General features: G+C 66.0%; 15 protein-coding genes. 5 read left to right on the plus strand and 10 right to left on the minus strand.

The window, feature by feature from the left end:
- Positions 1-93: 93 nt before the first annotated feature.
- On the minus strand, positions 94-1,455 hold the full coding sequence (locus VW23_RS13985) for a metallophosphoesterase (RefSeq protein WP_069910177.1): 1,362 nt from the start codon (positions 1,453-1,455) through the stop codon (positions 94-96).
- A 221-nt stretch (positions 1,456-1,676) separates the two neighbouring features.
- Here VW23_RS13985 and VW23_RS13990 point away from each other — a divergent pair, with 221 nt between their 5' ends.
- Positions 1,677-2,534: a tetratricopeptide repeat protein gene (locus tag VW23_RS13990; RefSeq protein ID WP_176730399.1), complete on the plus strand. Its 858-nt coding sequence runs from the start codon at positions 1,677-1,679 to the stop codon at positions 2,532-2,534.
- Here the strand turns inward: VW23_RS13990 and fabA are convergent.
- Together fabA and VW23_RS14000 are read right to left on the minus strand one after the other, a co-directional pair.
- Positions 2,531-3,058, minus strand: a complete 528-nt coding sequence (fabA, locus tag VW23_RS13995; RefSeq protein ID WP_069910179.1) for a bifunctional 3-hydroxydecanoyl-ACP dehydratase/trans-2-decenoyl-ACP isomerase — start codon at positions 3,056-3,058, stop codon at positions 2,531-2,533. The genes VW23_RS13990 and fabA overlap by 4 nt on opposite strands.
- A gap of 16 nt (positions 3,059-3,074) precedes the next feature.
- Positions 3,075-3,647 (minus strand): TetR/AcrR family transcriptional regulator, encoded by a 573-nt coding sequence (locus VW23_RS14000; protein WP_069910180.1) that lies wholly within the window; start codon positions 3,645-3,647, stop codon positions 3,075-3,077.
- A gap of 212 nt (positions 3,648-3,859) precedes the next feature.
- Between VW23_RS14000 and VW23_RS14005 the strand changes: the two genes are divergently transcribed.
- Positions 3,860-4,606, plus strand: coding sequence for a phosphotransferase enzyme family protein (locus tag VW23_RS14005; protein ID WP_069910190.1), 747 nt, complete (start codon positions 3,860-3,862; stop codon positions 4,604-4,606).
- The gene (locus VW23_RS14010) at positions 4,603-5,046 is read left to right on the plus strand and encodes a hypothetical protein (protein ID WP_069910181.1); all 444 of its coding nucleotides are present in this window, start codon (positions 4,603-4,605) and stop codon (positions 5,044-5,046) included. The genes VW23_RS14005 and VW23_RS14010 overlap by 4 nt, the downstream gene beginning before the upstream one ends.
- Positions 5,047-5,311: 265 nt before the next feature.
- On the opposite strand, the gene VW23_RS14015 is transcribed toward VW23_RS14010, so the two are convergent.
- Positions 5,312-5,854 carry a dihydrofolate reductase family protein gene (locus VW23_RS14015; protein ID WP_069910182.1) on the minus strand — a complete coding sequence of 181 codons (543 nt, stop codon included), beginning with the start codon at positions 5,852-5,854 and terminating at the stop codon, positions 5,312-5,314.
- Positions 5,855-5,978: 124 nt separating this feature from the next.
- On the opposite strand from VW23_RS14015, the gene VW23_RS14020 reads away from it, so the two are divergent.
- Positions 5,979-6,461, plus strand: coding sequence for a winged helix-turn-helix transcriptional regulator (locus VW23_RS14020; protein WP_141728336.1), 483 nt, complete (start codon positions 5,979-5,981; stop codon positions 6,459-6,461).
- A gap of 3 nt (positions 6,462-6,464) precedes the next feature.
- Here the strand turns inward: VW23_RS14020 and VW23_RS14025 are convergent, their stop codons facing one another.
- The 5 genes from VW23_RS14025 to VW23_RS14045 form a co-directional block, all read right to left on the minus strand.
- Positions 6,465-7,367 carry a transporter gene (locus tag VW23_RS14025; RefSeq protein ID WP_141728337.1) on the minus strand — a complete coding sequence of 301 codons (903 nt, stop codon included), beginning with the start codon at positions 7,365-7,367 and terminating at the stop codon, positions 6,465-6,467.
- A gap of 244 nt (positions 7,368-7,611) precedes the next feature.
- Complete coding sequence (edd, locus tag VW23_RS14030; RefSeq protein WP_069910185.1) at positions 7,612-9,426, minus strand: phosphogluconate dehydratase; 1,815 nt, start codon at positions 9,424-9,426, stop codon at positions 7,612-7,614.
- 92 nt (positions 9,427-9,518) lie between these two features.
- On the minus strand, positions 9,519-10,217 hold the full coding sequence (pgl, locus tag VW23_RS14035; RefSeq protein WP_069910186.1) for a 6-phosphogluconolactonase: 699 nt from the start codon (positions 10,215-10,217) through the stop codon (positions 9,519-9,521).
- Positions 10,214-11,695: a glucose-6-phosphate dehydrogenase gene (gene zwf, locus VW23_RS14040; protein ID WP_069910191.1), complete on the minus strand. Its 1,482-nt coding sequence runs from the start codon at positions 11,693-11,695 to the stop codon at positions 10,214-10,216. The genes pgl and zwf overlap by 4 nt, the downstream gene beginning before the upstream one ends.
- A 71-nt stretch (positions 11,696-11,766) precedes the next feature.
- A complete protein-coding gene (locus VW23_RS14045) occupies positions 11,767-12,693 on the minus strand; it encodes a glucosamine kinase nucleotide-binding domain-containing protein (protein ID WP_176730400.1) in 927 nt (308 codons plus the stop codon).
- Positions 12,694-12,925: 232 nt separating this feature from the next.
- Between VW23_RS14045 and cobU the strand changes: the two genes are divergently transcribed.
- Entirely contained in the window at positions 12,926-13,483 is a 558-nt protein-coding gene (gene cobU / locus VW23_RS14050; protein WP_069910188.1) for a bifunctional adenosylcobinamide kinase/adenosylcobinamide-phosphate guanylyltransferase, read from the plus strand.
- A gap of 145 nt (positions 13,484-13,628) precedes the next feature.
- Here the strand turns inward: cobU and cbiB are convergent, their stop codons facing one another.
- Entirely contained in the window at positions 13,629-14,585 is a 957-nt protein-coding gene (gene cbiB / locus VW23_RS14055) for an adenosylcobinamide-phosphate synthase CbiB (protein ID WP_069910189.1), read from the minus strand.
- Positions 14,586-14,699 lie beyond the last annotated feature (114 nt).

Below are 14,699 nucleotides of genomic sequence, written 5' to 3' on the forward strand. Positions count from 1 at the left end.
CCGTAGCGCCGCGGGGGGAGGGAGGCGACGACTGGAGAGTTCGAGACGACTGAGAGTTCAACTCGTCAACAGCCCGACAGATCCGCAAGCGCGTCAGGCGTTCAGCGCCTCGATCACCGTGGCCTTGACCTTGAGGTCGGGGATTTCGGTGAAGGCGAGATCCTCGCGGCCGAAATAGGATTTCTGGTTGGTGGCTGACCAGTCGTTGCAGACGATGGTGTAGCTGGGCTTGTCGGCCAGCTCGAGCGGCGCGGCATAAAGGAAATCGCCGGTGCGGGCGCTGAGCGGGATGTCGCCATCCTGGTTACAGCGCGCGAGCAGCGCGTCGAGGGTCGGGCGATCGACCTCGGCCCGCATGAGCTTGCCATCGAAGCGAACGACGGAATCGAAGGCGTATTTGGTGACCTCGCCTGAGGGCAGTCCGGTGCCGAAGGTGGTGTGGCCGATGAAGCCGACATCGCCGGCCCCGGCGGCTGCCTGCGCCGTGGCGGCGAAACGGGCGCTCTCCCCCAGGGTCTGGGCCTTCTCGCTGATGCCGACGATAGCCAGCTCTTCGGCGGTGAGATGCTCGGCGAAGGTGGCGCCGATCAGTGCCGTCAGTTCCTCGTCAGCGCCGCCGTTGCGATCGATCTGCAGCTGACGCAGCGACAGGGCGCGGTCGGCGCCGATATCGACCACGGTGATGAGGCTGCTCCACGAGCCGGTATGGACATAGCGCGTCTTGCCCTCGGCATGTTCGAGCACCAGGTGGTCGTGGCCGCCGACCAGCAGCGACCCATCGGACAGCAGCGGCAGGATGCCCCGATCGGCGACGACGCCGGCATGGCTGAGAACCACATGCAGGCTGCCCGCTGGCAGGTTGCTTTCGAGGTTGGCAGTGGCCCACTCGACCGGGTCAGGGATGCCGAGCTGGTCGCGCGTCGCCTTGGGATAGGTGTTGATCGCGGCCGTGGCGATGCCGACCAGCGCCACCGGGACGGGACCAAGATCGAGCTGGAAGCCCGGCTGCGTGTAGAGCGCGCCAGTGCGCTTGTCGATGATGTTGCTGACCACGGTGAGCCCGGCGCGACGGGCGCGGGCAATCAGCTGCGCCAGATCGTTGATCAGGTCAGGCTCGTGATTGCCGATGTTCAGCACGGTCGGCGCCAACCGCGACAGTTTTTCGAGCAGCTTCCAGTCGACAGCGGCCGCCGAGCGGGTGGCAACGACATTGCCGAGTTCGAACACATCGCCGTTGATCAGGATCGCCGCCGGCGCCGGGCTCGCCGCGATCTCAGCGGCGACGGCAGCGAGCAGCTGGGCGCTCCGCTCATAGGCCGAGTGGAGATCGGAAAGGATGATCAGCCGCGCCGCGGGCGCCGACTGCGCGAACGCGGAGGCCGGCAGCAGGGGAAGGGCCGCGGCGGAGCCCAGGAGCTGCAGGAGGTGACGACGAGAAAGCGAAGCAAACGGCATGGCGAACCTTGGGGCGGGTGGTGCCTGTCCGCCTACCCTGCCTTCGAGACGGCAACGTGACAATGCCGGTTGCTGCGGCCTGGAGGTGGCGCGTCGCCGGTACCCGTACGGAGCCGTGTAGTTAAGCATTCCTTAACCGGAGGCTGGCGGCCGGCCACTTATTGACGCAAGCTTGACGGCGTTGCTTTGCCGATTGTCGTCACGCAGTAATGGGGCTTGTCTTGCGCTTGAAGATTTTGGCAGCAGTGGCCTTGTTGTGCGCAACCGTACTTCCGGCATTTGCCGGTGAATGGGAAGATGCGCTGGCGGCCCATGACGCCGGCCGTTACGAGGTGGCGCTGGCCCTGCTTGAGCCGTTGGCGGACGCCGGCAACGTCGATGCCCAGAACAAGCTGTCGCACATGTATTGGTACGGCGAGGGGACGCCGTCCGACTACGCCAGGGCACTTGGCTGGTCGCGGCGCGCGGCCGAGGCCGGCAGCGCGCACGCCATGTACGATCTGGGCGTGCACTATCGGACCGGCTTGGGTGGAGTCATCAAGAGCGACGCCGAGGCGTTCAAATGGTTCCTGAAATCAGCCGAGGCCGGAGACTCGCAGGCGGCCGGAAACGTGGCCCTCTCGTACTTACTCGGAAAGGGCGTGGAGAGGGACCTGGCCCAGTACGCCTACTGGCGGAGGATCGCGCTGGAGCGGGGTGAGAGGTCTATGCAGCTGCTCGAGGCGCTGGACCAGTTGGCCGCGGGTCAGCCGGAAAAGGCCGATCAGCTGCTGCAGAGTTCGGCGGCGAAGAATCTGGCCGAGGCGCAGTTCCAGTTGGCAGAGCTTTTCCTCCAAGGCCACAGCGGATGGCCCGCGGACGAGGTGCAGGCGCATATGTGGCTGACGATCGCAGCGGCATCCGGGTGCCTCGAGGCCCCTGCACTTGCCAAACGCCTAGCTCAGGGCATGAATACGGAGAGCCTGTCGCAGTCAGCGACACTCGCCGAGATGTGGCAGGCCGCAAACCCCGTCGAGCCAGGGCAAGTGCACCCGATCAAGCACCAGGCATGCAAGGCAGCGCCGATGGTCAACGGCTAGGAAGCCCCAACCAGCGCCACGCGCATATCCCTCGCGACATAGACGCACGACTCGTCGGCATAGGCACTGCCGTCTGCGATGCCGAACGGCAGTCGGCCGCGGCGGACCTGGCGCAGGCTGACCTCGTAGCGGACGAGGCGCGTTTGCGGGCCGATCTGGCCGCGGAACTTCATCTCGCCGACGCCGACGGCCCGGCCCTTGCCGGGGAGACCCGACCAGCCAAGCCAGAAGCCGATGATCTGCCACATGGCATCGAGCCCGAGGCAGCCGGGCATCACCGGATCGCCAGGAAAGTGGCAGGAAAAGAACCAGAGCTCCGGGGTGATCGCCAGCTCGGCGACGACGTGACCTTTGCCGTAGGCACCACCATCGCGGCTGATGGAGGTGATGCGGTCCATCATCAGCATCGGCGGGGCCGGCAGCTGGGCATTGCCGGGGCCGAAATAGCCGCCGGCGGCGGAGCGGAGCAGCTCGCTCCTGTCATAGGCAGGCTGCGGGCGGTGAAAGTCGAGCGGCATCGGCATGCTGGATCTCTCGCGGTCAGGTTGCCGGGCGCAGCGCGGCGGCCATGAAGCGCCAGACCGCTTCGGTGAGCGCGTCCGGGTCGGGCCGCTTCCCCCGGGTCAGGGCGCCGAGCAGCGCCTGCCGGATGCCGCCGCTCATCAGGGCGATGGTCAGCGCGGGGTCGAGGTCCGACCGAACGGTGCCGTCGCGCTGCGCCGCCCGGATCATGGCTTCGCCGCCCGTCAGGGTCTGGTTGGTGAAAGCCTTCTCGACATCGAGCACCTCAGGTGACCGGCTCAGCGCTCCGATGACCAGCGGCGCAAACGGGTGGGCGTAGTGGAACGCCACGTAGGCGCCGATGCGGGCCTTCTCACGCTCGGCCCAGCTGCCGGCGGGAAACGCGGCATTGTCGAAGGCCGCCGCATTCAGCTCGGCATAGAACGCTTCCACCACCGCGGCGATCAGCCCGCTCTTCGAGCCGAAGTGGTGGTAGGCGAGCCCGACCGAGACCTTGGCCCGCCTGGCGACCGCCTGCATCTCGAGATGGCCGTGCCCGGCGATGAGCTCGGCCTGGGCAGCAGCGATGAGGTTTTGGCGGGTGTTGGTCATTCACAGGCACTCCCAATCTTGAATTGAATTCAATTCAGGATCACTACCGAAGTGTCAAGCTGCGAAATGGGGGGTTGACCCGAGCATGGCCTCAATAGTGATTGGCGGCACGCGGACTTCGCGTCGGTCCCGGCAGGGGCCTGACCGGCGGCGTTCGGGGCCAGGGCCGCACCAGCGCGGCCCGGTTTTTTGCATATCGAGGGATGTTGCAGGTGGGTTGGGAAGCGCTCGGACTATGGGGAAATGATGCGGTGCGGGTCGAGCGGCTGACCGGGGGTGTGGCCAATGACATCTGGAGCGTGCGCATCGGCGGGCAACTGGCAGTGGCGCGGCTCGGCAAGCGGGGCGACGCCGATCTCGCCTGGGAGGCCGAGTTGTTGCTGCATCTCGATCGGAATGGCCTTACCGTGCCGGCGCCGATCCCGACCACCGACGGGCGCCTGTTCGTCGATGGGCTGGTGGTGATGAAATATCTGGAGGGCGGGCCACCGCAGTCGGCGGATGACTGGCGCCGGGTGGCCGTGACGCTGCGCGAGCTGCACCGGCTGACGGCGGGCTGGCCGCAGCGGCCGGGCTGGCGCTCCTCGACCGACCTGCTGGTTGCCGACACGGGAACGCGGATCAACCTCAACGCCATGCCGGCCGAGGCGGTGGTCCGCTGCCGGGCCGCCTGGGCGCGGCTTGCCGGGCGCCCAATGAGCGCAGTGCATGGCGACCCCAACCCAGGCAATGTCCGGATGACCGCCGACCGGGTGGCGCTGATCGACTGGGACGAGGCGCATGTCGACGTCGTCGACCTCGACCTCGACCTGCCGTTCAACGCCGCCGGCTACGACAGCGAGGCGCAGAACATCGTCGCCCAGGCCTCGGCCGCCTGGGAGGCGGCGGTGTGCTGGAAGGACGATTACGCCGTCAGGCGGCTTGCCGAAGTGCGGCCGGTCGGCAGGGTGACCGGATGAGGCCACACCCCGCGTTCAAGGACCGCTCCATCCCGGCTGTGCATGTCCTCGGCGAGCTCACGCTGCGAGCACTGTCGATCAATGACCTGGAGCGAGATTTCGATGCCGTGATGGAGAGCGCAGCCGACATCAAGACCGCGAACCCAGGGTCGAGCTGGCCCGATGGCCTGACCAAAGAGAAGAACCTCATCGATCTCGCCTGGCATCAACGGGAGTTCGAGGCCCGTCGCAGTTTCGCCTGGGTGATCGAAAGCCAGGAGGGCGAATACCTCGGCTGCCTCTATGTCTATCCGTCGATTGCCGGAGAGCAGGCGGCCGATGTGGTCTGGTGGTGGCGGACGGGCGCGGTGGTGGCCGCGCGATCGTTCCGGGAGCACCTGGTGCAGTGGCTTACCAGCAACGACTGGCCAAGGCTCGATTACAGGCTCAAAGACGAGTGAGCCTGGCCGGATCCAGCTGGGAGCATTGGGGTCAGCGAAAGCTGGGACCCAACTCTCCCCTGGAGCGGGCTATGAAAAGGGTCCCGGCTTTTCGCTTATGAGCGCTAAGTTAGGGCGTACCTCACCCACCGGGTCATTCCCGCGAAAGCGGGAACCTCTGTTTTGGTGTCTGCCGCACGATCGCAAACGGAGTTCCCCGCTTCCGCGGGGATGACACCGAGTTTGGGGAACTGGCAAAGCCTCGTCACCCCATTGCGGCTGCCGTTCAGGCGGGGACGTAGATGAGCCGCATCGTATCGCCGATCTGTTCGCTGGACTTGAGGCGGAGCGGCGGCCGGGGGCCATGGAAGAATGGCTTGCCGCGACCAAGCACGAAGGGCCGGAGGTAGAGCTGATACTCATCGATGAGGCCAAGCGCGCTCAAGCCGCCCGCCAGCTCCGGGCCGGCGACGTCGATGACGCCCTGCTGCTCGGCCTTCAGCGCCTTGATGGAGGTTTCGAGATCGCCGTCCAGCAGCGTGGCGTTCGGCCCGACCGATTTCAGGGTGCGTGAGACGACCCATTTCGGCTTCGCCCGCCAGGCCGTGGCGAAAGCGAGACCGGCCTCGCCCTCTTCAGCTTCCTTCTCGTCCCAGTAGCGCATGATCTCGTACATGCGCCGGCCGAGCAGGCTGCCGGAGAAACCGCTGAGTTGGGAGCTGAAATGGAGGTGGAGCGCATCGTCGGGCATCGGCAGGCCGGGCTGGCCCTCGGCGCCGGCGACATAGCCATCGAGGGACTGCATCATTCCAAATATGAGCTTGGCCATGCGTGGCTCCTGTCGTGCGGCGGCGATCCGAAGGGGTCGCGTTCATTTGCGCCAGTCCCTGTGCTAACAGTCGAGATCGGCTGGAAACCACCTCTATTTTGCAACCAGTTTGCGGATGGAAATGATGAGCTACCGACCTGCAGGGTGCCCGATCAACAACACGCTCGAGACTTTTGGCGATCGCTGGAGCCTGATCATCCTGCGCGACTCGATGTTCGGCGGCCGGCCCCGCAGCTTCCGCTCCTACCTGACCGAGAGCATCGAGGGCATCGCCTCCAACATCCTCACCGACCGGCTGAAACGGCTCACGGCCAATGGGCTGCTGACCCGCAGCCCGGACCCCAGCCACAAGCAGCGGGTGGTTTACTCGCTGACCGAGAAGGCGATCGAACTGGTGCCGTTGATGGCGGTGATGGGCAGCTGGGGGCTGCGCCACACCCGCCCCGCCGCGGACCTGGCAACGGGGGCGCAGGTGCTCGAAGATGGCGGCCCGCAGCTCTGGGAAGAGTTCATGGATGAGCTGCGGCACATCCATCTGGGCGCGCCACAACCGGCCGTGTCGGCCTTCGCCAGGATGGAGGCGGCCTACGCGGCCGCCGCCGAGTAGGCGTCAGAACAGATAGGCCGCGGTGATCTCGAGGGCGTGCCCCGTGAGGTCCGGGTCACTGGAATAGACGGTGTGCCGATAGGTCATGCGCGTTGCGACATTCGGGCTGAGCACCAGGCCGAGAGTGGCGCCGAGCGCCAGCGTCTCCACCCCGTCACCGTTGGCGACACCGTCGAACGAGGTTTCGCCGCCGGTCTCGTAGTAGGCATCGACGGCGGCCCAGACGCTGTTGTTGAAGTTGCGGGTGATGTGACCTTCGATGCCGAAGATCGGAGCTTGGCTCATAACAGTGGCCGGGCCGAACGGATCTTCGTTGTCGCCGAAGATCACCACTACTGGCCGGATTTCGAAGGTGGTCAGCTCAGGATCGATCATGTTGTCGCCCAGCGCATAGCTGATGGGCAGACTGGCCTGAAACGTCCAGCGATTTTGTCCGAGGTTCACTATCCGGTTGGCATCGTAATCGCCGGTGGGCAGGAACAGCTTACCCTCGACCATGGCCTGGAAGCCCGGCTTGTGCATGGCGTAGTCCATGGGGGCGAGGGCCGGCATCCCCACCAGTCCCACACCCGCGCCGAGCACCAGATCGCCTTGGGCGATGCCCGTGTCGATGGTACCGGCCAACGAATCGAACGTCATGCCGCCGACCGGCAGGCCGATCAGCACGAAGCCGACATTGCCCATCACGTCGAAGCTCGTGCGGTAGGTCGGGGTCAGCACCCCCACGTCCAGCGTGGTGTCCCCAAGTCCGAGGAGGGTGTTCTCGACATGGAGCAGGTTCAGCGCCAGGCTGACATCGCTCGCCCCACCCGGACGCAGGTGGTAGGCCCGCGCCCCATCCCAGGCGAGCGCGCCCGAGACCATCGAAACCGATGCCAATGCGGCCATGGCTATTCTTGCAAGCACGCTTCCCTCCTGTCGATCGGCTGCCAAGGCAACCGTCACAGCCGGGCAAATCAGCACCGGCCCCCTCGTGTGACAGTGCACGCGCCTTAAAATAGGAACAAGAATATTCTGGCCGCTTCCAGCACATCGGCAGCGAACGTGGCAGAGTATCCACAACCCGGTTGGACGCACGAGTCCGGATCGGATCACCAGATCTGCTGCGTGATCCTCCCGTTTGCGGGGGAGGATCACGCAGAGATCGCGCTTAGCCGAACACGCTGGCGCCGCGGTCGGCGGTGCCCACCAGGGCGCGGAAGCCGGCGAAGAGTTCGCGGCCCATGCCGTAGTGCTCGCGACGGAGATCCTCGGTGGCCGGGGTGCGGGAGAAGAATTCCTTCTCGTCGCCGATGAAGGTGAGCGTGCCCTCGTTGGCGTCGAGCCGGATCAGGTCGCCATCGCGGATTTTGGCGATGGCGCCGCCATCGCTGGCTTCGGGGGTCATGTGGATGGCGGCGGGGATCTTGCCCGAGGCGCCGGACATGCGGCCATCGGTGACCAGCGCGACCTTGTGGCCGCGGTCCTGCAGAATGCCGAGCTGCGGGGTGAGCTTGTGCAGTTCCGGCATGCCGACCGATTTGGGGCCCTGGAAACGGACCACGGCGATGACGTCGCCGTTGAGCTCGCCGGCCTTGAACGCGGCCTGCAGCCCTTCCTGGGTGTGGAAGACGCGAGCCCTGGCTTCGACGACGCGGTTCTCGGGCTTCACCGCCGAAACCTTGATCACCGACTTGCCGATATTGCCCGACAGCACCTTGAGGCCGCCATTGGCAGAGAAGGCATCCTTCACCGGAGCCAGCACTTTAGGATCGCCGGAGATGGCGGGCGAGGGCGTAAAGCTGAGCTTGTCCTCGAGCAATTTCGCTTCGACCGTGTAACCGGAGAGGCCCGCGCCCCAGACGGTCTTGACGTCTTCGTGCAGGTACCCGGCCTCGAGCAGCTCGCGGATCATGAAGCCCATGCCGCCGGCGGCGTGGAAGTGGTTCACGTCGGCAATGCCGTTGGGATAGACGCGGGCCAGCAGCGGCACGCCGCCCGAGAGCTCCGACATATCCTCCCAGGTGACCTTGAGGCCAGCCGCGGCGGCGATGGCGACGAGGTGCATGGTGTGGTTGGTGGACCCACCGGTCGCCAGCAGCCCGACGAGCCCGTTGACGATGGCCTTGGCGTCGACGATGTGGCCGATCGGGGTGTAGTCATTGCCCTCGGCGGTGAGCGACAAGGCGCGCTTCGCGGCTTCGCGGGTCAGCGCTTCGCGCAACGGGGTGTTGGGGTTGACGAAGCTGGCGCCCGGCAGATGCAGGCCCATGATCTCCATCAGCATCTGGTTGGAGTTGGCGGTGCCGTAGAAGGTGCAGGTGCCGGGCGAGTGGTACGACTTGGCTTCCGACTCGAGCAGTTCGGCGCGGCCGACTTTGCCCTCGGCATAGAGCTGGCGGACCTTGGCCTTCTCGTCGTTGGAGATGCCGGTGGGCATCGGGCCGGCGGGAACGAACACGGCGGGCAGGTGCCCGAAGGTGAGCGCGCCAATCATCAGGCCGGGGACGATCTTGTCGCAGATGCCGAGATAGACGGCGGCATCGAACATGTTGTGGCTGAGCGCAATGGCCGTCGACATGGCGATGACGTCGCGGCTGAACAGCGACAGATCCATGCCGGCCTGGCCCTGGGTGACCCCGTCGCACATGGCGGGGACGCCGCCGGCGACCTGCGCGGTCTGGCCGATGGAACGCGCCGCATCCTTGATGATATCGGGATAGGTCGCGTAGGGCTGATGGGCGCTCAGCATGTCGTTGTACGAGGTGACGATGCCGAGGTTCAGCGACTTCGAGCCAGCGAGCTTGGCCTTGTCGGACGGGGAGCAGGCGGCAAAGGCATGGGCCAGGTTGCCGCAGGCGAGCCCGGCGCGATGCACGCCCTGCACGCGCGCGCCCTCGAGGCGGTCGAGATATTCGCGACGTGAGGTGGCGCTCCGCGCCGCGATGCGGTCGGTGACTTCCTGGACGATCTTGACGACGGACATTTCATGCTCCTTGGGGGAGCCGCAAGAGTTCCTTGGTCGCTCGTTCGAACCGGAAAAGTCTGCAACTTTTCCTGAACGAGCTCCGCAGTCTCTCAGGGGCTCCAGAAGATAGTCAGCGGTGTCTGGCTTTGACGCAGAATAGACCTGATCGGCATGTCCTCAACGGGACCTTCCGACGCAGCCTTTTCCAATGTCGCCAGCTTCTCCTCCCCCTCGATATGCAGATAGAGCCCCGAAGCGTCGAGAAGGCGCTTCAGGACCAGCGTCACCCGGGGTTCCCCTGCCCCAGGCGCCCGGATGGCGAGGGCCGGCCCCTCGCCGGTCAGCGCCGCGGCGAGGTTGTCGCCACCGGGAAAGAACGATGCGGTGTGACCGTCATGGCCCATGCCGAGGATCACCACATCGAACGGCGTCGGCAAGGCGTTGACCGCGAGATTGGTGCGGGCGATGGCGGCGGACGTCGGCTCGTCGCCACCCGAGTAGAGTGGTACGAAATGCGCCGAGGCAGCCGGGCCCTGCAGCAGCTTCTCGTTGACCAGCAGCGCATTGGAGCGATCGTTGGTCTCGTCCACCCAGCGCTCATCGACCAGGGTGACAGTGACCTTCTCCCAGTCGATGTCCTTGCGGCGGCCCAAGACGGCGAAGAACCGGGCCGGGGTCGAACCACCGGAGACGGCAAGCACCGCGTGGCCGCGGGCCCCGATGCCGTCGTTCAGATGTTCGGCTACGGTCTCGGCGAGCGCCAGCGCCAGGTCTTCCTTGGTGCCGAAGCTGCGCCGGGTCGCGTTCAATGCCCATCCTCATGCCAGGTGCGGCCGTCGCGCTCGATCAGCGCGATGGCGCCGGTCGGGCCCCAGGTGCCGGCCGTGTAGGTCTGCGGCGCGTCATTGGCGAGATCCCAGCCATTGCGGATCGGATCGACCCATTCCCAGGCGGCCTCGAGTTCGTCGCGGCGCATGAACAGGGTCTGCTGGCCGCGGATGACGTCGAGCAGCAGGCGCTCATAGGCCTCCGGGGTACGCTCGGCGAAGGTTTCGGCGAAGCTGAGGTTCAGCGGCACTTCGCGCAGACGCATACCGCCCGGGCCCGGATCCTTGATCATCAGGAACAGTTTGACGCCTTCATCGGGCTGGATGCGGATGACCAGCCGGTTGGGCTTGGGTGCCCCCTGGGCATGGTCGAACATCGAGTGCGGGATGTTGCGGAACTGGATGACGATCTCGGAAGCGCGCGACACCAGCCGCTTGCCGGTGCGGATGTAGAACGGCACGCCAGACCAGCGCCAGTTCTCGATCTCGGCCTTGATGGCGACGAAGGTCTCGGTACGCGAGCCCTTCTTATCCTCGGGCAACTCGTCCTGGTAGCTGGCGACGGCGGTGCCGTCGACGCTGCCGCCGCGATACTGGCCGCGCACGGTGACGCGGCCGACATCGGCGCCGTCGATCGGCTTCAGCGAGCGCAGCACCTTGAGCTTTTCGTCGCGCAGCGCATTGGCGGCGTCGGAAGCCGGGGGCTCCATGGCGACGAGGCAGAGCAGCTGGATGATGTGGTTCTGCACCATGTCGCGCAGCGCGCCGGATTCGTCGTAGTAGCCACGGGTGCCGGCGCCGACCGACTCGGCGACGGTGATCTGCACGTGATCGATATGGGCGGAGTTCCAGATCGGCTCGAACAGGATGTTGGCAAAGCGCAGCGCCAACAGGTTCTGCACCGTCTCTTTGCCGAGGTAATGGTCGATGCGGTAGACCTGATCTTCCTTGAAGATCTTCGACACTTCGTCGTTGATCTCGATCGAGGAGGCGAGGTCGTGGCCGAGCGGCTTTTCGATCACCACGCGGGCGTCACGCCGGTAATAGCCCTTCTTCAGAATGTACTCGCAGGTCGGCCCGAACAGGTCGGGCGCAATGGCGAGGTAGAAGGCGCGGACCACCTTGGGATCCTCGCGCAGGTTCTTCGACAAATCGCCCCAATGCGCCTCGTCGGTGACGTCGTTGGGCACGTAGGAGAAGGCGCCGATGAAGCGGTCGATAGTCTTTTTGTCCTGATAGGACTTCTCGACAAAGGTCTCGATCGAATCGCGCGCCAGCTTCTGAAACTCCGCATCGGTCAGCTTGGTGCGCGACACGCCGATGATGCGGCTCTGCTCATCGAACTGCCCATCCTTGAAGCGGTGGTACAGCGCCGGAATGAGCTTGCGCTTGGTGAGGTCGCCGGTGGCGCCGAACACCACGTAATCGAAGGGCTGGACCGGGATGATACGGCTGGACACGCTCTTCAAGCTCCTATCGAGGTAGTTCATGGCAACTCATTTCAGGCGCAGATCTGTCATGCGCAGTTTTGTCAGGCGAAATTCTGCTTGGCGAGGATGACGGCGCCGTGCAGCGGCTCGTCGACGGGGCGGACGATGAAGTCGCCGTGGCGCTCGATCATCAGCGGATAGAGGCGGGTGCCGAAGCCGCCGACGGCGGCCATGCGGGTGACGCCGCGCGCCTTGAACCAGCGCACATAGGTGTCGATGTAGCTCAGCTCGAGCTCCATCAGCTCCTTGGCCACCGGATCGCCCGCTTCGTAGAAATCGAAGAACAGCGGGATCAGCGCGCCGAATTCGGCAGGGGCGCGGCCGAGCAGGGTCGAGGGGGCGCCGTTGCCGGCCGGCATCGGCCCGCGCGGGTCTTGCGGGAAGGACCAATCCATCACCGCATCGATCGAACCGCCGAGCTTTTCGATCACCGCCTGGGTGAGCGGCGAAGCGGGCAGCAGGCCGTCGGTGGCTTCGACGGAGCGACGCACCAGCTCACGCCCGAGAATGGCGCCCGACATCTGGTCGCCAATCTGAAAGCCCCAGCCGCCGCATTGATGGCGCTGGCCATTGACCATGGCCAGGGCAGCCGAACCGGTGCCGACGATGATCACCGCGCCATCCTCGCCGCCATGGGCGCCGGCGCGGGCGATATCGATGTCGTCATAGACGCGGACCTTGGCGAAGGGCCAGGGGCGCTGCTCGAAGGCGTCGCGCGCCGATGGCAGGCGCCCGCCGGCCATGCCGAAGCAGGCATAGGTGTTCTTCGCCTCGGCGATGTCGATGCCGGCCTTCTGGAACACCTCTTTGGTGCCCTCGGTAATGGAGCGGAAAGCCGGCTCGCCGGCTTCGATCTGCAGGTTCGAGCGACCACCGGCGGCGTCGGCCAGGGTTTCGAGGTTCTCATTGGCGAGGCGGATGCGGCAGTTGGTGCCGCCACCATCCACCCCGAGATAGTACCTAGGCACCGAACGCGCACTCCTCACGACAATTAATGGCTTGCCGACCCAGGAGCCCCCCGAGTCCGGCGCGGACCTTAATGCCAAAGGTTTCTAGACGAAAGTAGAATAAGCAAAGGAAAGCGGCTGGAAAGGTCGCTTGCCGCATGGCTCGCATGCGAAGAGAGTCCGCCGCCGATGGATCGAAGCCCGGCGCGGCGCATTGCTCCATGGCAGCAAAGGACGGCAAGGAGGCCAAGAAATGGGTCATGTTCTGGTGCTGGGCGGCGCACGCTCGGGCAAGACCGGCTTTGCCGAGCGGCTGGCGATGCGGGCCGGAACGCGCCCGGCCTATCTGGCAACAGCGCAGGCGCTCGATGCCGAAATGCGCGAGCGGGTCGCGAGCCACAAGCAGCAGCGGGCGCAGGTTTTCGCCACCATCGAAGAGCCGCTGCGGCTGAGCGCGGCGATTACGCAGGCGGCCAAGACGCATGATGCGATTCTGGTCGATTGCCTGACGCTGTGGATCACCAACCTGATCGTCGCCAACGAGAATGTGGCGACAGCAGTGGACGAGTTGCTGGCGACGCTGGCGGCGACGACCAGCGCACGGGTGATCCTGGTGTCGAACGAAGTGGGGCTCGGGATCGTGCCTGACAATGCCATGGCGCGGATGTTCCGCGACCTCGCCGGATCGGCGCATCAGCGGATCGCCGAGATCTGCGACGATGCCTATTTCGTGGTGGCGGGGCTGCCGATGGTGCTGAAGGGGTCGGTGCCGCAGGCGGAAGTGCTGCAGCGGCGGGTGCATGAGGCTTGAGGGGCCGACTGATAGAGACGGCCCCCTCCCGGCCTCCCCCATGAAGGGGGAGGTGAAGAGTCGAGGCTCTGTCTTCGATCGTGCCAGGTGAACCGGCGGAACACCTCCCCCCCTTGTGGGGGAGGATGGGAGGGGGTCGTCTCTCTCAGCTAGCTAGTCGCCAAACCACCAACGCCACCAGCACCGTCACCGCCAGCGTCAGGTTCAGCGTCACAGCGTAGAGCCTGAGCGAGCGGTCGATATCGTCGGCCCCGAGCTCCGCCAGGCCATCGCCGAAACTCGGCAAATCCACCACTTCGCCATCATAGCTGCGCGGGCCGCCGAGGCGGAAGCCGAGGGCTCCGGCCATGGCGGCTTCGGGCCAGCCGGCATTGGGGCTCTCGTGCTTTCTCGCGTCGCGCAGCGCCGTGGACCAGGCCAACTCGGGGTGGGCACCCTTGATGAAGAAGGCGCCGCCGGCGATCAGCAAGGCGGTGAGACGCGCGGGGATCAGGTTCAACAGGTCGTCGAAGCGGGCGCTGGCCCAGCCGAACTCGAGATGCCGCTCGGTCTTGTGGCCGATCATCGAATCCGCCGTGTTCACCGCCTTGTAGAGCGCGATACCGGGCAGGCCGAGCAGGACAAGCCAGAACAGCGGCGCCACCACCGCATCGGAGGTGGATTCGGCCAGCGACTCGATGGCGGCGCGGGCGACGCCGGGCTCGTCGAGGGATTGCGGGTCGCGACCGACAATATGGCTCACCGCCGTTCGGCCCTCGGGCAGGCTACGGCGCAGCGCGGCGGCGACGAACCGCACCGCATCGCCGAGCGCCTTCTGCGCGAGGAAGGTCGAGGCAAGGATGGCTTCGAGGATGAAGCCATAGGGGATGAGCCGGCAGAGCCAGGCGATAGCTGCGGTGACGAGGCCGGTAGCGGCGAGCAGGATGACGAGCGCCAGTACGCCCTTGCCGCGGCGGTTGGCGTCGCGGTTCAGTTGCAGGTCGAGCAGCGAGATCAGCCTGCCGATCCACATCACCGGGTGGCCGATGCGGGCGACGAGGCTGTTGGGGTAGCCGACCAGGCGCTCGAGGAGCAGCGCCAGGGGAGCGAGCAGGGCTTGCATCAGAGGGCCCCTTCCTTGTGAGGGGCAGAGCAGTCGCACAGGGCGATATGCGTCGGGCCTCTCCGTGATCCTCCCCCGCGTGGCGGGGGAGGGGGACCGCCGAAGGCGGTGGCG

It is taken from the genome of Devosia insulae DS-56 (assembly GCF_000970465.2).
Taxonomy (GTDB): Bacteria; Pseudomonadota; Alphaproteobacteria; order Rhizobiales; family Devosiaceae; genus Devosia_A; species Devosia_A insulae.

Excerpts from the sequence above, each read along its gene's own strand:
- edd (WP_069910185.1), bottom strand. The coding sequence starts at position 9,426 with ATGTCCGTCGTCAAGATCGTCCAGGAAGTCACCGACCGCATCGCGGCG.
- VW23_RS14000 (WP_069910180.1), bottom strand. The coding sequence starts at position 3,647 with ATGACCAACACCCGCCAAAACCTCATCGCTGCTGCCCAGGCCGAGCTC.
- VW23_RS14020 (WP_141728336.1), top strand. The coding sequence starts at position 5,979 with ATGAGCTACCGACCTGCAGGGTGCCCGATCAACAACACGCTCGAGACT.
- cobU (WP_069910188.1), top strand. The coding sequence starts at position 12,926 with ATGGGTCATGTTCTGGTGCTGGGCGGCGCACGCTCGGGCAAGACCGGC.
- VW23_RS14015 (WP_069910182.1), bottom strand. The coding sequence starts at position 5,854 with ATGGCCAAGCTCATATTTGGAATGATGCAGTCCCTCGATGGCTATGTC.
- cbiB (WP_069910189.1), bottom strand. The coding sequence starts at position 14,585 with ATGCAAGCCCTGCTCGCTCCCCTGGCGCTGCTCCTCGAGCGCCTGGTC.
- fabA (WP_069910179.1), bottom strand. The coding sequence starts at position 3,058 with ATGCCGATGCCGCTCGACTTTCACCGCCCGCAGCCTGCCTATGACAGG.
- VW23_RS14010 (WP_069910181.1), top strand. The coding sequence starts at position 4,603 with ATGAGGCCACACCCCGCGTTCAAGGACCGCTCCATCCCGGCTGTGCAT.
- VW23_RS13985 (WP_069910177.1), bottom strand. The coding sequence starts at position 1,455 with ATGCCGTTTGCTTCGCTTTCTCGTCGTCACCTCCTGCAGCTCCTGGGC.